The sequence below is a fragment of the Methylobacterium longum genome (assembly GCF_022179385.1).
Lineage (GTDB): Bacteria > Pseudomonadota > Alphaproteobacteria > Rhizobiales > Beijerinckiaceae > Methylobacterium > Methylobacterium longum.
Genome location: NZ_BPQS01000046.1, coordinates 17210 through 39041, shown reverse-complemented (window position 1 = coordinate 39041; position 21832 = coordinate 17210). Strand labels below are relative to the sequence as shown.

At 66.6% G+C, this 21832-nt stretch carries 21 protein-coding genes; 20 read left to right on the top strand and 1 reads right to left on the bottom strand.

What is annotated here, in order from left to right:
- Positions 1 to 1404: IS66 family transposase (tnpC, locus tag MFF58_RS25275; RefSeq protein ID WP_238291877.1), on the top strand; the 1404-nt coding region annotated here is incomplete at its 5' end.
- 14 nt (positions 1405 to 1418) lie between these two features.
- Complete coding sequence (locus tag MFF58_RS25270; protein WP_238291875.1) at positions 1419 to 2270, top strand: phage portal protein; 852 nt, start codon at positions 1419 to 1421, stop codon at positions 2268 to 2270.
- Between the two features lie 32 nt (positions 2271 to 2302).
- Here the strand turns inward: MFF58_RS25270 and MFF58_RS25265 are convergent, their stop codons facing one another.
- Entirely contained in the window at positions 2303 to 2989 is a 687-nt protein-coding gene (locus MFF58_RS25265) for a hypothetical protein (protein WP_238291873.1), read from the bottom strand.
- A 391-nt stretch (positions 2990 to 3380) separates the two neighbouring features.
- Between MFF58_RS25265 and MFF58_RS25260 the strand changes: the two genes are divergently transcribed.
- From MFF58_RS25260 to MFF58_RS25175, 18 genes are all read left to right on the top strand, one after another.
- Positions 3381 to 3821, top strand: coding sequence for an HNH endonuclease signature motif containing protein (locus tag MFF58_RS25260; protein WP_238291871.1), 441 nt, complete (start codon positions 3381 to 3383; stop codon positions 3819 to 3821).
- Positions 3781 to 5067 carry an HK97 family phage prohead protease gene (locus MFF58_RS25255; RefSeq protein WP_238291869.1) on the top strand — a complete coding sequence of 429 codons (1287 nt, stop codon included), beginning with the start codon at positions 3781 to 3783 and terminating at the stop codon, positions 5065 to 5067. The genes MFF58_RS25260 and MFF58_RS25255 overlap by 41 nt, the downstream gene beginning before the upstream one ends.
- A gap of 76 nt (positions 5068 to 5143) precedes the next feature.
- Complete coding sequence (locus MFF58_RS25250) at positions 5144 to 6553, top strand: phage major capsid protein (RefSeq protein ID WP_238291867.1); 1410 nt, start codon at positions 5144 to 5146, stop codon at positions 6551 to 6553.
- A gap of 96 nt (positions 6554 to 6649) precedes the next feature.
- Positions 6650 to 7105, top strand: a complete 456-nt coding sequence (locus MFF58_RS25245; RefSeq protein ID WP_238291866.1) for a hypothetical protein — start codon at positions 6650 to 6652, stop codon at positions 7103 to 7105.
- A complete protein-coding gene (locus tag MFF58_RS25240) occupies positions 7102 to 7269 on the top strand; it encodes a hypothetical protein (protein WP_238291864.1) in 168 nt (55 codons plus the stop codon). Before MFF58_RS25245 ends, MFF58_RS25240 begins: the two co-directional genes overlap by 4 nt.
- Positions 7270 to 7278: 9 nt before the next feature.
- Positions 7279 to 7875, top strand: coding sequence for a head-tail connector protein (locus MFF58_RS25235; RefSeq protein ID WP_238291862.1), 597 nt, complete (start codon positions 7279 to 7281; stop codon positions 7873 to 7875).
- Between the two features lie 40 nt (positions 7876 to 7915).
- A complete protein-coding gene (locus MFF58_RS25230) occupies positions 7916 to 8800 on the top strand; it encodes a hypothetical protein (RefSeq protein WP_238291860.1) in 885 nt (294 codons plus the stop codon).
- A gap of 11 nt (positions 8801 to 8811) precedes the next feature.
- Complete coding sequence (locus tag MFF58_RS25225; RefSeq protein WP_238291858.1) at positions 8812 to 10476, top strand: hypothetical protein; 1665 nt, start codon at positions 8812 to 8814, stop codon at positions 10474 to 10476.
- 615 nt (positions 10477 to 11091) lie between these two features.
- Positions 11092 to 11739 carry a head-tail adaptor protein gene (locus MFF58_RS25220; RefSeq protein WP_238291856.1) on the top strand — a complete coding sequence of 216 codons (648 nt, stop codon included), beginning with the start codon at positions 11092 to 11094 and terminating at the stop codon, positions 11737 to 11739.
- On the top strand, positions 11739 to 12395 hold the full coding sequence (locus MFF58_RS25215) for a hypothetical protein (RefSeq protein WP_238291854.1): 657 nt from the start codon (positions 11739 to 11741) through the stop codon (positions 12393 to 12395). The genes MFF58_RS25220 and MFF58_RS25215 overlap by 1 nt, the downstream gene beginning before the upstream one ends.
- Entirely contained in the window at positions 12395 to 12853 is a 459-nt protein-coding gene (locus MFF58_RS25210) for a phage tail terminator-like protein (RefSeq protein WP_238291852.1), read from the top strand. Before MFF58_RS25215 ends, MFF58_RS25210 begins: the two co-directional genes overlap by 1 nt.
- 5 nt (positions 12854 to 12858) lie before the next feature.
- On the top strand, positions 12859 to 13065 hold the full coding sequence (locus MFF58_RS25205) for a hypothetical protein (RefSeq protein WP_238291850.1): 207 nt from the start codon (positions 12859 to 12861) through the stop codon (positions 13063 to 13065).
- 76 nt (positions 13066 to 13141) lie between these two features.
- Positions 13142 to 14329, top strand: a complete 1188-nt coding sequence (locus MFF58_RS25200) for a phage tail tube protein (protein WP_238291832.1) — start codon at positions 13142 to 13144, stop codon at positions 14327 to 14329.
- Positions 14330 to 14397: 68 nt separating this feature from the next.
- A complete protein-coding gene (locus tag MFF58_RS25195) occupies positions 14398 to 14646 on the top strand; it encodes a hypothetical protein (RefSeq protein WP_238291830.1) in 249 nt (82 codons plus the stop codon).
- A gap of 122 nt (positions 14647 to 14768) precedes the next feature.
- Entirely contained in the window at positions 14769 to 15266 is a 498-nt protein-coding gene (locus tag MFF58_RS25190; protein ID WP_238291828.1) for a hypothetical protein, read from the top strand.
- Positions 15263 to 15595 carry a phage tail assembly chaperone gene (locus MFF58_RS32750; protein WP_435404747.1) on the top strand — a complete coding sequence of 111 codons (333 nt, stop codon included), beginning with the start codon at positions 15263 to 15265 and terminating at the stop codon, positions 15593 to 15595. Before MFF58_RS25190 ends, MFF58_RS32750 begins: the two co-directional genes overlap by 4 nt.
- 102 nt (positions 15596 to 15697) lie before the next feature.
- The gene (locus tag MFF58_RS25180; protein WP_238291824.1) at positions 15698 to 20233 is read left to right on the top strand and encodes a hypothetical protein; all 4536 of its coding nucleotides are present in this window, start codon (positions 15698 to 15700) and stop codon (positions 20231 to 20233) included.
- Positions 20230 to 21831 carry a hypothetical protein gene (locus MFF58_RS25175; RefSeq protein WP_238291822.1) on the top strand — a complete coding sequence of 534 codons (1602 nt, stop codon included), beginning with the start codon at positions 20230 to 20232 and terminating at the stop codon, positions 21829 to 21831. The genes MFF58_RS25180 and MFF58_RS25175 overlap by 4 nt, the downstream gene beginning before the upstream one ends.
- Position 21832: the final 1 nt, after the last annotated feature.

Below are 21832 nucleotides of genomic sequence, written 5' to 3'. Positions count from 1 at the left end.
TTCGGCCGCCGCGCCGAGAGCCTGCCTGAGGATCAACTCCTGCTCGGGCTGGAGGAGGCCGAGCAGGTCGAGGCCGCGGGCTTTGCCGACGAGGAGGATGAACCGGCCAAGCAGGAGGCGCGGAGGGCCAAGCGGCGTACGAACCGTGGGGCGCTGCCCACCCACTTGCCGCGGGTCGAGCGCGTGGTCGATGTCGACAGCCTTGCCTGCCCGTGCTGCTCGGGTGCCCTGCACCGGATCGGCGAGGACGTATCCGAGCGTCTCGACGTGGTGCCGGTGCAGTTCCGGGTGCTGGTGATCCGCCGCCCACGCTACGCTTGCCGCGCCTGCGGGGACGCGATCGTGCAGGCACCCGCGCCGGCGCGGCTGATCGAGGGCGGCCTACCGACCGACGCTCTCGTCGCGCAGGTACTCGTCTCCAAATACGCCGACCACCTGCCGCTGTATCGACAGGCGCAGATCTTCGCCCGCCAGGGCATCAGCCTCGACCGCTCGACGCTGGCCGACTGGGTCGGGCGCGCCGCCTTCCTGCTCCGGCCCGTGCACGAGCGGCTCTTGGAGACGCTCAAGCGCTCGGGCAAGCTGTTTGCCGACGAGACCACGGCACCGGTGCTCGATCCGGGGCGCGGCCGCACCAAGATCGGTCAGCTTTGGGCGTATGCGCGCGACGACCGGCCCTGGGGCGGGACGGATCCGCCCGGCGTCGCCTACGTCTACGCGCCCGATCGCACGGCCGGACGAGCGATCGCGCATCTCTCCGGGTTTGCAGGCGTGCTGCAGGTCGACGGCTACGCGGCCTACGAGAGCCTGGCCAGGGGCGGCGCGGTGCGGCTGGCCTACTGCTGGGCGCATGTGCGTCGGCAATTCTACGATCTCGCCGCGGCCTCGCCGATCGCCACAGAGGCGCTGTCGCGCATCGCCGTGCTCTACCGGATCGAGACCGAGATCCGCGGACGCTCGGCCGAGGAGCGACGGGCGGCCCGTCAGGAACGAAGCCGGCCCGTGGTCGAAGCGCTAGAGACGTGGCTGCGGGAGAAGCTCGGCCTCCTGAGCCGCAAGAGCAATCTAGCGGAGGCGATCCGCTACGCCCTGAGCCGCTGGGCGGGGTTGAGCCTGTTCCTCGATGACGGGCGTGTGGAGATCGACTCCAACACCGTCGAGCGCGCGATCCGGCCTCTGGCTTTGAGCCGGAAGAATGCCCTGTTTGCTGGTTCGGACGGCGGAGGCGAGCACTGGGCGGTAATTGCCTCGTTGGTCGAGACCTGCAAGCTCGTCGGCGTCGAGCCGCAGGCCTACCTGGCCGACGTCATCACCCGCATCGTCGAGGGCCATCGGCAGCGGCACCTCGATGATCTGCTGCCATGGGCTTACCAGCCAACGCCGGCCCTCAAAGCCGTGGCCTGAGGACAGCGCTTACGATGATCCACCTGCGCGGGCGTCTGCTCGACGGCGTCAACGGCCTGTCGAACGTCCTACTGGGCTCCCCGAACCTCGACCTGCTGTCCGCTGTAGGCCGCTACCAGACGAAGCTCTTCGGCAACGACGGCAAGCAGCCGTTGGTGTTCGAGACCAAGGAAGGATTCGCGGACACCGCGCAGGGCAACGCGGCCTTCCGCCGGCTGAAGGAGCAGCTGCGCGAGGCCGCGCGCCGGGCGAGCAGCAGCGGCGAGGCGATCCTGCTGGAGGCGGGGCTCACCGCGAAGCCAATCGCGATCAACTCGAAGGACGCGGAGAGCAAGGACAGCTTCACGCAGGCGGTGATGCGGATCTGCGGCCTGATGGATGTGCCGCCGCACCGGATCTACGCGCTGGAGGCCGTCGCTTACAACAACATGTCGTCGATGAACCGGCAGTACGTGAACGACTGCTTGATGCCGCTGGCGGTCAACATCGAGACGAAGCTCCGGAACCACTCGCTGCCGCAGGACGACTGGCCGCGATACAGCCTTCAGTTCGACCGCTCGGCGCTGATGTCCAACGATCCGGACACGATCGAGAAGCTGGTGAAGACCGGCATGAGCACCGGCCTGATGACCTTCGACGAGGGCCGCGAGGTCATGCCGTTCCGGCTCAACCCCCTGAAGAAGGGCGGCGATCAGCGCACGGTGCCGGTCAACATGAGCCTGATCGGAGCGGACGGCCAGGTGATCCAGGCCAGCATGGGCCAGAACGCCACGCAGCCGGGCGCCGGACAGACCGAGAGCCCCGACAACAACGCGGGCAAGGGCGCGGCCCTTCGGCTCGCCTACGACGCGACAGGAGCGGCCTGATGGTTTCTTCGCGCTCCAATATAGGTGCAGCCCTACGCCAACGCCTGCGCCTGAACTATCATCGTTTCCAAATGCGCCACCATCAGCTTAGCTACTGGAAGCGGAAGATTGCTCTCAAGCGGCTGGCCTTTATGTTCGGTCGGTGGCTTATACTCAACGTTGCTCCTATCTCGTACCGAGATTAGGCGAGCATGCGGGAGCGTTTGTTCCACCAGAACAGGTTTGCCATCGAGACTTTTAACACTGAGATTGCCGCCCGGCCCAAACGTGCCGGAGATTGACATAGCGCTGCTGAAACCAGGCTTGTTAACGCCTATAGCCAGGCTCCCAGGAACATCCTCTGACCCCAGATTTAGCCCGTGCTCATCGTCGTTGCGAGCCTCGTACATATACCGGAGCAAGGGATCGCTTCGCCGCTCCTGTTTCTTCGCTCCGTACCATTGCCTCGATTGAGCCGAAATCTTCGACCCCTGCTCTAATATAGTATAGAAGTTTTTTGATGCCGTAAGGAGTACATACCAGATATCTATAAAATCGTCATAGTTTTTAATGCTCTCGAGGTCGGATAGCGCTTTCGATGCGACTCGAAGTCGGCTTCGAGCCTTGGCAAGAGCTTGTGGATCCATCGAGATTACTGCGCCGCTTGAAATAGGGACACGTAAAACTTTATTCGACACATCTGTATTATAAGTGATGAGCCGACGGGGTGCTGGTAACACCCGCGCCGGCTCTAACCAAGCGGCCCGAGGAGGGGCGGCAATGGCTGTCGAAAGCCTATTTGAGCGCCTGGGTGCTCGCAAGCACCCCACCCTGATCGGACATCTGTTCGACTGCGCAAATTGCTCGACGGAGGTCTACAGGCCGCCGAGTCTCGTGAAAGGGGTCGTTTACTGCAGCCCAGACTGTCGTGACCGCCACGGGCTGCTCAGCGTGAGGTGCCGCTGGCCCGGTTGTCAGATCGAGATGCCGGCGCGGCGCTGCGAGAATCGAAGACTTGGGACGGTTTGGAAAGTCAATCTTCGAAGAACTGGACAATACGCCCGTTTTCCTCTGTGCCCAGCACATCTCGCGCTGGTCAAAACTCATCTGCCCGAGCGCTCTCGGGTACAGATGGGCCATACCCACTGGTTCAAGGACCCGGAAAGGGATCTAGGTACGCGCGGCATCACGAACGATGCCGCGAAATTGATGATCTGGGCGAAGACTGGCGGCCGGTGCGGTGCCTGCGATTGCTCGCTGAGCATGAGCGAGAAGCCGCGGCGGTGGCAGATCGACCATGTCATTCCGGTTTTCAAAGGCGGCCGGACCACGTTCGCCAATCTGATGCCGCTCTGCGGCCCGTGCCACGTCATCAAGAGCGCACCTGAGCGCTCGGAGGCTTCGCGGAACAAGGCCCGGACCCTGACGGGGCGTGGCCTTACCCATCCTGAGAAGGACGCCGTGATCGCCTCTCTGCGCAGGGAGGTCGATGCGCTGCGCGCCGAACTCGTTGCGATCCAGGAGACACGCTATGGCTTCGAAGCCCGTCAGCCTCGACGAATACCTGCATAGCAAGGGTGCCTATGGCGTCGAGCGCAAGACGTTCGCCAAGGACGACGGCGTGATTTTGAAGGGCATGCCGTCAAGCGAGATCAAGCGGGTCAAATACGACGAAGAGAAGGGCGCGGCATCGTTCGTGATGTCCGCTGAGGTCGAGGACCGGGACAGAGATATCGTCATTCAGGCCGGGCTAGACACTTCGAATTTCGAGGCAAATCCGGTCGCACTGTTCTCCCACAACTCCAATTTTATGATCGGCAAGTGGTCAGCTCTATCGAAGAATCTGACCGGCCGGCCGAAGCGTACGGAGGGCACGCTCAACCTCTCCCTCGGTGTGCCAAAGGCAGATGAGGCTGCAATCCTGCTTAAGTCCGACACCCTTCGTGCCTGCTCCATAGGGTTCCTGCCCAAAGAAATTGAGCGGCGGGAAGTGCCAGATGAGCAGCGCGGAGACTTCTACTATCCTGGATACATGATCCATTCGGCAGAACTATTTGAATGTTCGGTATGTGCCGTTCCTGCGAATCCCATGGCGCTCGCCAAGGCAACTCTCGACGGCGAGCGGTGGGCGCTCGAAGATCTTGAGCGCGTGCTGGATGGCTGGAGCAAGCAGCACGGCCTGCTAATTCCGCGCAAGGCCTTCGAGGACGCGCACCGGGGGAGCGGCGGCGACCGCAAGTCCTTCGTCATGGGCGGCGAGCGCTTCGTGGCCTGGAAGGATGCCGCGGGCGAGCCGCACCTAGAGAAGGCCAGCAGCATCGCGAAGGGCGATTTCGTCTCTTGGTCGGCCAACGGCGCCACAGCGCGTGGCAAGGTCACCAAGATCGTCAGCGACGGCACGATCGAGGTTCCCGGCGCGACCGTGGCCGGCACCACCGACGACCCGGCCGCCAAGATCACGATCTACACGCAGGACGGCGACGGCTGGACGGCCACCGACACCAAGGTGGCGCACAAGTGCTCGGCCCTGACCAAGATCGATGCGCTGAAGGCCGCCGCCATGGAGCCGACGGGGCTCGCCGAGAGCATCACCGCGAAGCTGCTGGCGGCCCTGGGCATCAAGGGGAAGACCGAGGCGGCCGACCCGAAGCCCGGCGAGGGCGGCCAGAAGCCCGCACCCGAGCCGACGCCGGAGCAGAAGCTGCGCCAGCAGTTCGCCGATGACCTTCCCGCGCTCGAAGCGCGGCACCTGATGATCGAGGCCGACGCTCGCATGGCCGACCTCGACGCCACGATGGGGCAGCACGTCCCCGCCTGATCCGCCCGCACACGGCGGTTTCACCCGGTGGCCATCCCGAGTGCGGGCGCTGCCACCATTCGCATGGAGAAGTGACATGACCCTCGCCGAACTTCGGGCGAAGCTGAAGGCTGCCCACGAGGCTGCGAAGGCCGCGCGCGTCAAGGCCACCGCCGAGGCGGCCACCGAGGCCGACCGCACCGCCTACAAGGACGCGCTGACCGGTGCCGAGCAGGCGCTCGCCCTGGTCAAGGACGCCGAGCGCGAAGAAGCGCTGGAGGCGGCCTCGAGCAAGGGCGCCGGCGACCCGCCCGGCGGCATGGGCCACAACAGCGGCGACGATCCCCGCGTCTACGCGGCTCCGAAGAAGACGGTGAAGGACGAGCAGAAGGTGCTCTTCCCGGTCGCCGCCCAGGCGAAGGCCGCGATCATCAACAAGCAGCACCAGGAGAGCGGCTCCAGCGAGCGCGTCAGCCCGGTCGATCTGCTGAAGAATGAGGGCTACGGCGAGTTCGTGAAGGAGCTCGACGGGCGGGCGCGCGAGCAGCGCTTCAAGGCCGGCCTCGCCTCGACCACTTCGTCGAGCGTGCTGCTGCCCCAGCCGGTGACCGAGGAGATCATCCCGATCCTCTACCCGGCCACCACCTTCCTCCAGGGCGCGCCCCGCAGCGTGCAGCTCATCGGCGGCACCTACCGGCAGCCCCGCGGCGTCGGCTCCTCGACCGCTCAGTACGTCGGTGAGGGCGCCAAGAAGCCGGTCGGCGCGCCCTCGTTCGACGACATCCGCATGAACAGCCACAAGCTGGCGGGCATCGTCTACATGACCAACGAGGCCGTGAAGTGGACGGTCGGCCGCCTGGAGGCGTTCATCCGCGCCGACCTGCAGCGGGTCATGGGCCTGAAGATGGACTCGGCGATGTACTTCGGCACCGGTGCCGGAGCCACGCCGATCGGCATCTTCAACACCAACCGGGCGATCACGACCTTCGACGGGTCCGGCACCACCCTGTTCGCCAACAACCGGAAGCCGACGGTGGCGGAGCTCGACTCCATCGGCATGCGCATGATGCTGTCGCTCACCGGCGCCAACATCGTCCGCTCGGACGCCTGGCGCTGGGTGATGGGCTACCGGTTCTGGGCCTACCTGGACACGCTCCGGGACGGCAACGGCAACAAGATCTACCCCGAACTGGCCCAGGGCTTGTGGAAGGGCATCAAGATCCTGGTGTCGAACCAGATCGTCGAGAACGGCGGCACCAACACCGACGAGGGCTCGCTCGGCCTGGTCGACTTCAGCCACGTGCTGTTCGCCGAGGAGGAGGGCATGACCATCAAGACCTCCACCGAGGCGACCATCGACGACGGCGGCACGCTCGTCCTGCTGTGGCAGCAGAACATGAGCGCGATCCTCTGCGAGATGCAGCACGACGTGACCCTGGATCAGCCCAAGGCCGTCGCCCTGCTGACCCGCGTCCGCGCCGGCTCGCCGTCGACCGTCGCCGGCTGATCGCCGTCCGCATAGCCCCGTGCCGCCGAACCCGGCCGGCGCGGGGCACGCCGCGGCGACGTCATCGCCGAGATCAGCATCGAAGGAGCGACGAGCATGCCCAGGAACGTGGCCACGGTCGAGGATTTCGCGAAGCTCAAGAACGATCTCGGCCTCGTGCCGATGGAGTTCCTGCTCGACACCATCACCGAGCTGAAGGGCGACATCCGCGGCGCCGAACCCTACACGGCGCTGCGCTGGTACAACGAGGGGCTCGCCCAGCCGCTCGGGAAGCTGGCTGTCGCGCCGGCGCAGGGGCAGCAGGCGCCTGCGGATACCGATCTCGAGCGCCGGACCGCCGTCGAGATCCCCGACACCCTGGACGGCGTCCACCACCTCCAGCGCATCGCGGTCGCCAAGAAGATCGCCGGCAGCGACGCCGCTCTCAACACCGAGCAGGCGGACAAGGTCATCGCGGACGAGCTCGCCCGGCGCGCCGCGGCAGGCGGCACCGGTGCTGCCGGCGCTGGTCCGAACGCCCTAACCTCGCAGCAGACCGTCACCCGCTCATGATCGGCGAGAGCAAGGAGGGCGCGGTGGACCCGCGCCAGCTCCGTTCCTCGGATGTCGAGGTCGACCGCTACCGCGCCGAGCGGCAGCGGCCGAAGACGGTCACGCGCCCGCCGACAGACAAGATGGCCCGGCCAGCGGCCGGCCGCGGCTACGAGACGAAGTGAGGTGACCGCGTGGACCTGCGCCGCATCTCCGATCCGCTGACGCCCGCGCAGAAGCTCGAGGTCGTCACGCTGGAGAAGGCCAAGGCGCACCTGCGCGTCCGCCACACGGATGAGGACACGCTGATCACGGACTGGATCGTCGCCGCGTTCGACTTCCTCCACGGACCAAGCGGCTGGCTGAACGGCTATTGCCTTCTGGCGGAGCAGTTCGAATGCTTCCTCGGCTGCATCCAGGCCACCGCGGAGCTGCCGCTGCGGCCGGTGGCCGATGAAGCGGCCGTCGTGATCGCGCGCCTCGCCGATGGCGCCTACGCGGCCTCTCCGGCGGGCACCTTCGTGGTGGCCACGCAGGACGACTTCACCGTCATCGCACGCCTCGCCAGCGATGGCGTCGGTGTCATCGACCCGCGCGCCTACCGCGTGACGTTCTCGGCAGGCCACGAGGACGCTGCCGCGGTGCCGATGCTGCTGAAGCAGGCGATCCTGCTGCTGGTCGGCCACTGGTATCTGAACCGTGAGGTCACCGCTCGGACCACCTCGCGCGAGATCGAATACGGCCTGAAGGCTCTCGCTGGCCGCTACCGCGTCAGCCCCGACCACTCCTGACACCGCGCCCGCTGGAGGCCCATCGATGCTTTTCCGCTCCGTGATCGCGGGCCTGTTTGCGTGCCTGCTCTCCACCGCCTGCCTCGCACAAGCCGACTTGGTGACGCCGAAGGACGTGACCGACGGCGCGGTGCCCCGGATGGTGCCGTTCTGCCCGGTGGGCACGACCGGCAAGTATGCTGCTTGTTCGACGACCAACCCGTTGCCGGTGACGGGTGGGACTGGCGGCGGCGGAGGGGCGAGCACGGTCTCCGGCTCGCAGGAGCAAGACGTTCGCGCCAGCGCGACGTTGAACGTCGCGACCGCCAATGCCGCGGTGACGCTGGCGCTCAACGGTCAAGGCACGGTCGGCTTCACCTTCACCGGCCTGACTGCCTCCGGCGCAACGCTCACCTACGAGCAGTCGAACGACGGCGGCACGACTTGGACCGGCATCAACGAGGTGAACGCCGGCACCGGCGTCCCAGCCGCCACGCGAACCACGGACGGCCAGACCCGGATCAGCGTCTCCGGCCGCACGAATATCCGGGCGCGCGTGTCGACGGTCGGAACCGGCACGATCACGGTGGCCACCAACGTGTCTGTGCGGGAGGGCATCGTCACCCTGGGCTCGTCCCTGCCCCCCGGTGGGAACGTCATCGGCTTCGCCAGCCCGCCGCCGACCGCCACCTTTGGCGTGGCCAAGACCACCGGCATCGGCACCGCCGCCGTGCAGGTCTCGGCCGCCGACACCACCAATCGGCGCACGGTGACGAACACAAGTGCCCTCGCGTGCGAGATTATGCCGGCGGCGACTGCCTATGGCACGGGTTACCCGCTGCCTGCCGGAGGTTCCTTCACTTTCGACGCCTCAGGTCGAACCACCACGGCGATCTTCATGGCTTGTGCATCTGACGGCGGCACTGCTGCCGTGCTGAATTACTGAGGGAGTGCGCGATGCGTATCACCATAATCCGACTCCTTGCTGCAATTCTTGTAGGGGCAAGCGGTTTTGCGCCAGCGCACGCAGCAGGACCGAGCGGGCCCGGCATTCTCCTCCCGGCATTCATTGCTGGGGAGATTGATCTCACATCCTACTCCGGCGTTCGTAGAGGCGTTCTCAGCACCGCGGCTCGTACTGCGAACGGCGTCGCCCTCCAGGCGGCACTTGATGATGCGGATACCAACGGCAAGTGCCTGCGCGTGCCTGCTGGCCGCTTCGAATACATTGCCACTGGCGTGCAGAACGGCCGCAACGCGGGCTTGCAGGTCAAGAAGGGGGTTCGGTGTCTGATTGGGGCCGGTTCAATCAGCGGCGGCACGATGTTCGTCAATTACGCCACGAACCATCCCGCATTGACGCTCGGTGACATTGGGCTGTCTTCCGCTGGTTACACCTACGGCGGGCGTTACGGTGGCTTTGCGGTAGGGCACGGCGTCAGCCAAACAGGCCAGGCATCGGCGGACGGCTTGCTAGTCGGTAATTATTACAACAGCTATTTTGATGACATCTTGGTCACCCCGTTTGGCGACGGGTTCAACCATGCCAACGTTGGCTTGGAAGTCGGCACGAGCCTCAGTAATTTCTTTTTCCAGAACGTTATTGGCGCTGTGACCGTCAAGAGCGGTTCGGTCAATGGCCTGAAGTGGAATGCAAACGGCACAGGCAATTCTTGGCGCAGTCTGTACGTCGGCGCTGGAACGGCAGGTGCGGCGACGTATGGTTCGCGTCAAGCGTTCTCCAGTTACCCGGTGTGGTTCAATACACCCGGCGCGGAGATCGGCTCCTTCGACCAGCTCAATATCGAGTGGTCCATCACCGGAGCCAATCTGGCGCTGCTACGCAACGACAGCCTCGGTCTCAAGGTGCAGTACATGCACTTGGAGGGCGACCAGCTCAGCGGCTTCAACGCGGGCGTCCTGCACGGCGTCATCGGTCGCACGAAGATCGACATGCTTCGCATGCTCGATGTCTACATCGCGTCCGCAGGCGGTGCGACGGGGACGCCTCGGATCCTCTCGTCCTACGGCGACAGCCGGTTCACAATTGACCAGCTCTACGTGACCTGGGCCGGCGCTGGAGCTAACGCCGAAGCAGTCGCAAGCATCCCGTTCGTCCTCTATGCCGACGATGCCACGATCGTCGGGCGCAAGCCTTTCGTGAATGTCGGCAGCTTCGACATCAATGGGAACACTGGCGCGTTCTCGCTCGACGCCAACACGGCTGGCACGGCGCCGGGCACGAACGGCGCGATCTCGGGGTTCGAGAGCTACCGCTTCAACAAGGCCCGGTCTCAAACCGAAGGCGCGTCGATCGAGATGGCGAACGCCAATCTCACCGTCTACGGCCAACATCGTCGAGCGAAGGTGCGCGTCACGACTGCGCTGACGGCCGCTCGCTCGCTGACCCTGGCCGGGACCGTGGCTTCGGCGGCCCCGGGCTTGGCATCCTCGCGTGCGGCGGGCGACATCGTCGAGGTCCACCGCATCGGAGCGGGCGCGTTCGACCTGACGGTCTTAGCGCACGACGGGACCACGGTGCTCTACACCTTCTCGGGGTCGGCCTCGGCCGGGACCGCGAAGAGCTTTGAGTGGTCGGGATCAGCCTGGACCGTGCTGTGATCCTTCCCCCGCCCCGCACGGGTTGAGCCCTGATGGCCGCTCTTCTAACCCACACAACGCCAGCCATGGGGGCGAGGCTCATGGCGCCGGGCAAAACTCACTCGGCTATAGGCGCTTGTGCCGGATCTGTGATTACGGGTTCGTCGGTGTTCGCTTTAGCACTCGAAGAATGTGAGCTTGCTGCCCGATTGCGGCTCGGGCCTGCGCACTCGTCGCACGTCCATTGCATTGCTTGACCGTTGCGTGATTCTGCGCGGCGGAAATCGTAGCCGTAGCTCTTCAGCTGCGGCTTAGGATTAGCTCTGTGCGGGATAGATGCGGTAGTCCGAGGTGGCTCGTCGTCTTCCTGCGCGTGCAGGGAGCCAGACGACAAAGCCGTCACGATCAGGATGGCCGCAGCGATTGTTTTCATGTCAGTCAACGCAGGACGGCCGCGCCTCGTTCACCGTTGGAAGTAAAGCCACTTCAGTCTGACTCAGGCCCGTGCACGGCCATCGGCGTGCCTCCGACGCCACCATGCTCCTGTAGCGCGTCGCACTTCGGGCCGCGCTCGACGTATCCGTGCCCGGCATCCTCAGGCAGCGCATCCTTATCGAGCCGTGAGAGTAACCGCTGATGCCCATCGCTGCCGGCAGCATGAACCAGCAGGTGCAGTTCCTGCGCCGCACCGCGGGCACGTACCAGCCGCTCGGTCCGGTGCAGTGGGCACGCCTGCAGTTCGAGCGGGCCAACACCATCAACTCGGCCGGGGTGCCGCTTCAAGGGCGCAGCGGCCGGCTCACCGTCCGCAGCTGCGACCTGACCCGTGGCCTCACCGTCGGCGATCGGCTGCGCATGGAAGGCGATGAGTTCGCGATCACCATCCGCAAGGCGGAGGAGATCGCGACCGACGACGTGCACTTAGAGATCGAGTCGGCCCCCACCCCCGCCCTCTATGCGGCGGAGTTCGACCGCCGCGGCGACATGGTCACCCTTCAGCGCAAACTGGATGCAGGCGCCTACGCTCGCGCTGATGTCCGCGCCATCGTGAAGGGCTTCCAGCCCAACGAGCTCGTCGGCGACCTCGACCAGGGCGATCGGCAGGTGTGGATTCTAGCCGCCGATGCGGTGGCCGCCGGCTGGCCGGTGCCGCCCGTGAAGGGAGACAAGATCAAGGTCCGCGGGAATGCGCTCGTCGTTCAATCGGTCGACGCCGACAGCCACCGCGAGGGAGGTGTGCTGAACGCCTACTACATCATCGCGCGCGGCGAGCAGGGCGTCTGATGGTACGGGCCGGCTCATCCTCAGCGCAGTTCGAGGCAGCGATCCGGGAGACCATCAAGGCGACGCAGGCCGCGGTCGTGGAGACGGCCAAGCGAGAGCACGCCAAGATCCTGGCCGACATCGGTCACCCGGTGCCGTTCACCCGGATCGTGGACGGCGTGAAGGGCGCGCCCGAGGAGGCGATCAAGGCTGGTGGCCGGATCGAATACGACTACCACCGCCTCGACGAGGTGGTGGAGTTCGCGCTGAAGACGCTCTTCGACTTCAGCCCAGTGCGGAACGATCGCTACCGGCAGTCACACGTGCTGTTCATCAACGGCGCCGAGGTGCAGAACCTCTCGGCCTGGAAGCCCGGCGACGAGGTCGTGGTCCTGAACGCGGTGCCGTACGCGCGCCAGATCGAACAGGGCAGCATGAAGATGCGCGTGCCTGGCAGCGACCACGTCTATGAGCGTGCCGCCGTCGCGGTGAACCGCCGCTTCGGCAACATGGCCCGGACGCGCTTCTCCTACCGGTCTCCGATCCTGTCCTACGTGGCCGGGGGCAAGAACCGGGCTGAGCGGGCCGCACTCCGCCAGCAGCCGGCGCGCCGCTCCGCGATGGCGATGGAGCGCGCCACCCGCGTCCCATCGCTAACCTTCGAGGAATACGCCTGATGCCGTCCTATGCCGGCGCGAAACAGGCGATCGAGGCGCGGCTCCGGGCGAACTGGACCACGACGACGGTGGCCGTCCCGAATCCGACGACTGAGCAGACCGCGCTGGTGAAGACCAGGGATGCCGAAGGCGAGACTATCCCGTGGGTCTACCTGGAGATCGCCGACGCCGGTAGCGCGCAGATCGGCGTGGGCCGGCCGGGCGATCAGCTCTGGGTCTACGACGGCCTGATCAACGTCCATGTTTTCGTGCCGGACGGATCAGGGACGGCCGATGCCGAGGCCTACGCCGACCAGATCGGCGACATCTTCCGGGCCGCCCGCTTCTACGCGGACACGCCCGGGTTCGAGGTTCGCTGCGGGTCGCCCCGGGTGAGCGATGCCGGCAGCGGATCGGACGATGGGCTCTGGTATCGCGTCACCGCGACCATCCCGTTCGAGTACTTCCACCGCGGCTGACGGGCATGTCGGATCAAGCTGATCAGGCCGTCCTGCAGGATCTGCGGGACGCGCAGGCGCGCCTGAACGAGGCGCTCGGCCGGGCGCATCAGGCCGGCTTGTCGGTCGATCTCAAGATTCACGAGCAGGGCATCGTCGGCAATCCGGCGCCGCTGCTGCGCGTGTCTGGCCGGGCTGTCCGCGCCCGCGTCAAACTGGACGAGCGCCTCTGAGCCTCGCTGAGCCCCGTAGGCCCTTGGGCAAGGCCGTCTGGCGCCCCGCGCCGCATCCCTGAACTGGAGCAACGCAATGGCCTACCAGACCGGCCGAAACATCACCGTGGCCTACGCGCTGGAAACCACCTTCGGCACCCTGCCGGCGGGCGCATCTGCCTCCAAGGCCTTCCGGCCCAACTCAGGTGCGATGAGCCTGACCAAGGAGGCCATCCGCTCCGGCGAGAACCGGCGCGATGGCCAGATGACCCGCGGCCGCCACGGCTCCAAGTCCGTGGCTGGCAGCTACGTGGGCGATCTGTCTCTCGGATCCTACGACGACTTCATTCAGGCCGTCTTCCGGGGCACCTTCGACACCCCGCTGGCGCTGACCGGCCTGTCTCTGACCGCCGACAACGCAGCCAAGACCTTCACCCGCTCGGCCGGCTCGTGGCTCACCGACGGCGTGCGCGTCGGCGACGTGATCCGGTTCGGCGGCTTCACCACCACCGCGAACAACTCGAAGAACTACCGGGTCACCGCGGTCACTGCGCTGGTGCTGACCGTCGCCGAGGCGCCGGCCGCCGTCGGTACGGCGCAGACCGGAGTCACCCTGTCGCGGCCGAAGAAGCTGCTGATGGGCGTCACCCCGCGCTCCTTCTCCATCGAGGAGGCCGAGGTCGACATCGATGCGTCCGAGGTCTTCACCGGCTGCCGCATCAGCCAGATGGCGCTCCGGCTTGCCCCCAACGGCCAGACTCAGGTGACCTTCAACGTGGTCGGCCAGGACATGCAGATCCAGCAGGGCGCGAACTCGCCCTACTTCGTCACCCCGGTGGCGACGGTGTCGATCGGCATGACGGCGGTCGAAGCGCTGATCCGTCTCGGCGGCAACGATGTGCTCGATCTGACCAGCGTCGATCTGTCGATCAACCTGAACGCGGCCGGGCAGCCGGTGGTCGGCTCGCTCGTCACGCCCGACGTGTTCACGAACCTCGCCACGGTCGAGGGCACGATCACGGCCCTGCGCCAGGACGTGACCCGGGTGCAGAGCTTCCTCAACGAGGATCAGCTCTCGCTCCACCTGCTGTTCACCGAGAACGAGTCGGAGCCGAAGGACTTCTGCTCCTTCTTCGTCGGCAACCTCTCGCTGGCCAGCGCCACCAAGTCGGAACTCGGCTCCGACGGTCCGCGCACGCAGTCGCTGACGATGATGATCGGCGCGGACGACCGCGGCGGCGCATTCGATTCCGGCTCGGTCAAGTATCAGACGAGCGCCGCCTAAGGGCGCGCCGGCGCACGGATTCCGGGGCGCGGCGCCCGCTCCCTCTTGCTTCACATCGGAGAACGGACATGGCGAAGGACAAGATCGACCCGAAGGAGACCGCGGTGCGCGATGCCGCCGTGAATCTGCTCACGGCCATCACCGACGCGCGTGCGGCTGGCTACTCGGTGACCCTGCCCACCCGGGTTGAGGACCTCGCGGGCATCCAGATCAGCGAGACCGGGGCCATGCGCGATGGCGATCAGGCCACCGGCCTCACCCCTGTTCTGGTCGAGGGACGTGTCGTCGGGGACGCCCCCGCAGACCCCCAGGCCTGATCCTCTGCTCGCCGACCACGAGCACCGCCGTCGACCGAGCCCTCACCCCCCGGGGCGACGTCGACAGGCCGGGGGTTGTCGGGCCCCCGGCCACCACACCAGCCTCCCGACAGAGAATCGACATGAGCACGCAGACCGGCGCTGTCGCCGACTTCTCCGCCTTCCTGGCAGTGGATCAGATTCCCTACGAGATCATGAGCCTGGACGGCGTCACGTCGACCGGCTGGACCTGGACGATCTCCGGGCCGGGCCACCCCAAGGCGGTCGCCCACACCAACGAGCAGACGAAGAAGAGCCTGCGCAAGGCTCGCCTCGTCGAGCAGGCGCAGGTGAACGGCAAGAAGTACGTGGCGGAGGAGCGGACCGCCGAGGATCAGCGCCGGGACAATCTGGCCTGGATCGCGAGCCGGGTCCTCGGCTGGAGCCCGATGGCGCTGCCCTTCATCACCGGCGACGCCGAGCCGATTCCGTTCTCGGATGAGAACGTGATCAAGGTGCTGATGCACGAGAAGATGGGCTTCGTGTTCACGCAGCTCGTGGACGTGGTGACCGAAGACAAGCGTTTTACGCAGCGCTCCGAGCCGACCTCGGAGCGTACGCCGAGCACCACTTCGGCCTGAGCGTCCGGGAGGACGACGGCTCGACGGTCCGGGAGCACCTCGAGAGCGCTCTGGAGCGGGCCAGGACCCCGGAGAAAGCCGCTCAGATCGAAGCGGAGCTCACCGGGCCGCCTATGCCGGCAGGCGGCGAGTACCTCTGGCGGGCGTTCCATCGCTTGTCCTTGAGGCGCAGCAGCAACGGCTTCGGCGCCAACGCGCTCTCCTGGCCCGATATCGACGCCTTCGTTCGGCTGAGCGGCGTCGCCCTGGAGCCGTGGGAGATCGAGATCATTGAGCATCTCGACGTCCTGTTCCTCACGCAGCAGGCGAAGGAGCGGGAGCAATCCTAGGAGCGGTGCGGCCTCAATGGCTGCGCCGCTTCCGCTTCTCGCTGGGTGGGGCATCCGGCCGCGACCTTTCGGGTCATTTCGAACGCAACCTGAAGGCGATCGATGCCGACAACCGTCACCCAGCTTGTCGTGGATGCCAGCGGCGCCGAACAGGGCGTCCAGCGCTACACGACCGCGATGCAGTCCGGCGCGTCGGCGAGCGACCGGCTGCTGGCCGCCCAGGCGAAGCTGCAAGCGACGATCGACGCGCAGGCTTCCGCCTATGATGCGAACACCCGGGCCGCGGCAGCGATGCAGCAGGCGATGGACCGCATCGCTGAGGCGCAATCACGGGCGTCGACCGCCTCGGCCGCGAGTGTCCGAGCCGCGAACGACAACACCGCTGCGCTGAGCCGCCAGTCCGAAGCCTACAAGACCGCTGGCCAGTTCGCGCTTCAGCACCCCGTGCTGGTGCTGGCCGGATCGGTCGCGGCCGCGCGCGCCCTATCTGGGCTCGCAACATCGGCCGCTGGGTCCCTTGGAGCCGCCTCCGCCTCGACCGCAGCCTTCGCGGAAGGCGCCACCGGCATGAGCGGCACCGTGGTCGCTGGGGCGGCCCTGGCGGCGCGCGGCCTTGCAGGCCTGTCGATTGGCGCCACGGCGGCGGCCGGCGGCTTGAGCGCCTATGCCGACAAGGTGGCGGGGTTCACCACCGCCACGAGTCTGCTGTCGCGCGGTCTCGCGCTGATCCCGCCGCTGTTCCTGCCGATCGCCGCCGCTTTCGTGGCGTTCGAGGTCGGCTCGGCGGTCATCAGCAAGGCCAACTCGGATCTCCAGAAGCTGATCGACCTCGGCCTTCGGGCGCAGCAGCTCGACGTCGGCGCGTCGTTCCTGAAGGGGTTCGAGTCACTCGGGCCGAAGCTCCAGGCGACCACCGACCAGATGGACGCCGCGCTGGCGAAAGCCGCCGGCTTCCTGAAGGACTCGTTCGGCCAGACCAACAACCTGTCCAAGCTGTTCGGCGAGATCAACGCCACAGGCGTGGCTGGCGCGAGCGGGCTGAAGGCGACGACGCAGGCGGACCTCGCCAGCAACACCCAGGAGCGGATCCAGGCGGCCATCGCCGGCATGAAGGAGCTCGACGAACTCGGGCTTCACCTCGCCAGCCTGAAGGTCGGCGATGCCGTATTCGGCCCCGAGTTCATGGAGCGGCTGCGGACCGGCCAGATCACGATCGCGCAGTTCTCGGCCGACCTGGAGGCGGCCAGTCAGAAGGAGGTGCTGAACCAGGACCAGGTGGATCGGGCCGTCGCGCTCAACCGCGCCATCTCCGACACCAAGCAGGCGATCAGCGATGCCTGGGCGGTGAACGTCGATTTCAGCGCTGCCGGCACGCTGCTGAACGAGATCTGGCTGAAGATCCTCCAAGGCGTGCTGGCCGTCGTGCAGGCGCTCAACGACGGCATCGCGGCGGTGACCAGCTTCGGTGCGGCGGTGGCCTCGTCAATCGGCGGCGCCTTCGATGCGGTCTACAGCAAGGCCACGGCACTGCTCTCCACGATCGGCTTGATCAACAAGCAGCAGGCCACCGTGGCGACCGAGACGCCGAAGGTCGACGGCTCGTATGGGCCTCAGCAACCGACGATCACCGCTCGGCAGTTTCCGTACGTGTTCGGGCCGGACGCACCGAAGCTGCAGCAGGCGGCGGCTGGCGCCAAGCAGGCGAAGCAGGCCGCGACCGAGGCCGCGTCCTCCTACGACAACCTGATCCAGAAGACGAAGGATCACATCGCCGAGCTCGACCTTGAAGCGCAGTACGTCGGCAAGGACGCCGACGCGGTGATCAAGCTGAAGCTTGCGAACCAGCTGGCCCGGGCCGCTCAGAAGGACGGGACCGAGGTCACCGCGGAGATGCGCGCCGAGTGGGACCGACTGGGCGACACCCTCGCGGCCAGCACCAAGCGCCTGGAGGAGTCGAAGCGCGCCTACGAGCAGATGAAGGAGGGCCAGCGCGAGCTCGCCAGCGAGTTCTCGGACTTCGCCGACGACCTGATCCTGGGCGGGAAGAAGATGGGCGAGGCGTTCGCGAGCCTGGCCAAGACGCTCAGCAGCAACGCGCTGAAGGCCGTCATCTCCGGAGAGGGGCCACTCGCCGGGATCCTGGGCACGGCCTCGACCGAGAAGGGGCAGTTGGGCGGCCTGCTGGGCGGCGGCTTCAACCTCAGCAGCCTGTTCGGCGGCGGCTCGAACGCTGCCGGTTCGCCGCTGCCCGGCGCGCAGGGCCCATCCCTGCCGAGCGGCAGCCTGTTCGGTGGCCTGTTCGATGGCGACAAGATCTCGAAGGCGCTCAGCGGCGGCGCGTCGGATGGCATCGGTAGCGCGCTCTCGAATGCCCTGAAGCCGCAGAAGGCCGGCGGCGGGATCCTGTCGTCGCAGCTCGGCCAGGGGCTCGTGTCCGTCGGCACCGGCGCAGCGATCGGCTACTCGTCGCAGTCGCCGCTGATGGGCGCCCTCGGCGGCGGCCTCGCAGGTCTGGCCAGCGGCAACCCGATCCTGGCCATCGCGGGGGCCGGCGCCGGCCTGCTCGGCGGCTTGTTCGGTGAGAGCCAAGCCAAGAAGGAGGCCAAGAAGAAGCTCCAGCAGGAGATCCAGGCCCGGAAGGAGGCGCTCGCGGCGGCGCGTCCGCAGATCGAGGCGCTCGCCATCAGCTTCGAGGGCGGCTCCATCGGCAACGTCGGCAAAGCAGTCGCCGATGCTCAGACGCAGCTACAGCAGGCCACCAAGACGGCGAGCGAGGGCGGCGATCAGGCGCTCGCCGACAAGCTGATGCGCGACTTCCAGACCTACGTGGCCCGGCAGTACGCGGTGTTCGCCGACGGCTTCAACGGCATCCTGGCCGACGTGCAGGCTGGCTTTGGGACGAGCGGCCCGTTCGCGACCGCGGTGTCTTCGGTGCAGGCGTTGGGCGAGGCCCTGAAGGGCTTCGTGGCCGATGCCAGCAAGCTCTCCGATCCGGCGTCCGCAGCGAACGCCCGGGCCGCCGCAGTGCAGGGTGCGCTGTCGAGCCTCGATCCGACGCCCCAGCTGTCTGCGACCCAAGCCGAGATCCAGCGGATCAACGGCACCGCGGCCGGGCTGAACCAGGTGCTGAAGGATCTCGGCCTGTCGGCGGATCAGGCCGCCACCGCGATCAACGACCGCACCAACAAGGCGCTCGACGCGCTGGCCGACAAGTTCAGCACCGACCTCGACCGCAAGATCAACGACGCGAAGGGGAAAAGCTACCTCAACGACGCCTTCGACCTGATCAAGGAGGTGGCCGGCCTGAACGCCGACGCGGCGTCCCTCGGTCAGGACGGCGGACGAGTCTCGGAATACTTCTCGGCTGCCGCCCAGAAGATCGTCGACAACTCACAGCTCGTCGGCGATCCCTTCAACGAGCTCGTCGCCGCGTTCCCGGAGCTTGCTGGCCAGGTGCATGCCTTCAGCAATGATGGGCAGAAGGCGACCGACGAACTGGCCAAGGCCGCAGCTCAGGCGCTGTCGGAGATCCAGGACCGCAAGCGCGCTTACGAGGATCGCGCCTTCGCGGTGAACTTCAGCGATGGCAGCCTCTCCACCAAGCTCATGGCCTTCGACCGCTCCGCCGAATGGGAGCAGTGGACGGAAATGGCGAAGGGCGGTCAAGCGCTCGACGAGCTGATCGCCACCCAGGTGCTGGAGCGCAACAAGCTTATCGCCGACTACAACCAGGCGGTGCGCGAGCGTCAGATGACGTTCTCCAATCGTGAGAACGACGCGGTGTTCAGCCGCGATCAGTCTCTCGCTGGACAGCTCGCAGCATTTGACCAGCATGCCATGCTGGAACGCGCTGATGAGGCGAAGGCTGGCGGCGAAGCTCTGGTAGCTCTTGAGCGTGCCCAGGCCGCCGAGCGTTACAACATCATCCTGAACTTTGAAAAGCAGGCGAAGACCGCGTTCGATAGCTTCGCCAACACGATCAAGAAGTTCTTGGACAGCCTCACCGCTGGAAGCGCCTCGCCGCTCTCACCGCAAGATCGTCTGGCGGAGGCGCAGAAGCAGTACCAGGCTCAGTTGGCGCTGGCGGCCCGCGGCGACCAGGACCCCATCGGCAGCATCACGACCTACGCGCAGTCGCTGCTCGACGCGGGCAAGGCCTTCTACGCTTCGTCGCAGGCGTTCCAGGACATCTTCAAGAACGTCCAGGACACGCTGGGCGCGTTGCCTGGCCGGATCGGTGTCGACGGCTTCATGAAGCAGTACGCGGCCGGGGGTTGGGTGCGGGGGCCCGGTACGGGCACGTCCGACAGCCTCGTCGCCCGCCTGTCGAATGGCGAGTACGTGGTCCCGGCCGACATCGCATCCCGTCACGGGTCGATCCTGGAGGCCATGAACGACAATCGCTCGTTCAGCGTGGTCTCGCCGGCCCGCTCGTCTGGCGGCGGTCAGAGCAACGGCGCCATCCTGGAGGAGCTTCGCGCCTTGCGGGCGGAGGTCGCCCGGCTGCGCGGCGATGTGCAGGAAGGCAACGAGATCGCGGATGCCGGTCACCTCGGCACCATCGCGGCCACGAAGCAGGTCGGTGCCGGTAGCGACAAGAGCAATCGGGACGCTTCGCGGAAGGCGGTGGGCTGGTGACCATCTACGCGATCGAGGTCCAGGCCCATACCGGCGCGGGCGGCGTGCAGACGTTCTACGCGGCCGATGCTCGCCTCAACACGGGACCCGGCGATACGCCGGCAAACCAGCATTTTCACCCATCCCTGAAGACGCCCGCGAATTTCGAGCGGCATCTCTTCTCGGAGGGGACCACGTCGGGCGCATCGAGCGTCGCCTCCGGCGAAGTGGTGCTGGCGAACGCCCATGGTCGCTACGATGCCTGGGCCGATTATGCCTTTGACGGCCGGCCCATCATCATCCGGGCTGTCCCGCAGGACCATCAGAACGAGCCTATCGGGCTCTACAAGGACGCTCCGATCATGATCCGGGGCACAATCGAGAGCCTCGACATCACCGACGCCTTTCGGACCGTGCGGTTGCGGATCCACGATCGGCTCGCCGACCTCGACGCCAAGCCGCTGCTGACCACGCGGTATCTCGGGACCACGACCTCGGCCGGCGCGACCGCGGAGGGCCCGGCCACCCTGAAGGACACGATCAAGCCGCGCGCCTACGGCAAGATCCCGAACGTCACACCGATCGACGTGAACCCGTTCAATCTGATCCGGCAGGTCTCGGATCGGGCGTGCACCTCGATCGTGGTCTACGACGGCGGTCAGCCCCTATCGCTTCAGGGCGACTATCCGACGATCGCCGCGATCGCCACCGCGACGCTGACCGCTGGCCAGTACGCGACCAGCCTCGCGCTAGGACTCATCCGGCTCGGTGGTACGCCCGCCTTCATCGTGACAGCCGACGTGGTGGCCGCCGGTCCACGTGACGCCGCCAGCTTCGTAAAGCAGATCCTGACAGACTTCGGGATCACCAGCGCAGACATCGATACCGCCTCGATCGCGGCCCTGACCGCGCTGAACGGCGCGAGCTGCGGGCTGTGGGTCAACGACGAGCGGACGGCGCTCAACGCGATCAGCGCCATCCTCATGTCGGTCGGCGGCTGGATCGTGTCGAACAGCCAGGGCGTGTTTACCGTGGGCCGCTTGGATCTGCCGGCCGGGACGCCAGCCGCCGCCTTCACCGAGTGGCAGGAGCGAGGCGATGTGAACCGGATCGCGCCGGGTGATGCGAACGGCAGCATCCCGGCTTATCGGGTGACGGTGCGCTACGGCCAACTCGCGACCGTGTTCAGCGAAGACCAGATCGCGGGGGCGGTCTCTGCTTCGACGTCACCGGCGATGGGAGCGCGGCGAGCCGCCCTGCAGCAGGAATGGCAGGAGGCGAAGGCGGAGGACATGTCGGTGCAGGCCGTGCACCTTCTCGCGCCGGAACTCACCTTCGACACGTGCCTGACCGAGGCGACTGACGCCGCCGCCGAAGCCGCTCGGCTGCTGGCGATCTACAAGGTGCGTCGGGACATCTGGAACTTTCGAGTCAGCGTGACCGGACCGAGCTACCGGACCCTGCAAGGATCCGCCGACGTGTTCGCGCCCACCCTGCGGATGGGAAGCGTGATCTCCCTCCAGATGGGTCGATTCCTGACCACGCCGAAGCTGCTCACGATCATCGGCCGCGTGGATGACGCGGTCGCCGACGCGATCGAGTTCAGCGCCTGGGGCTGAC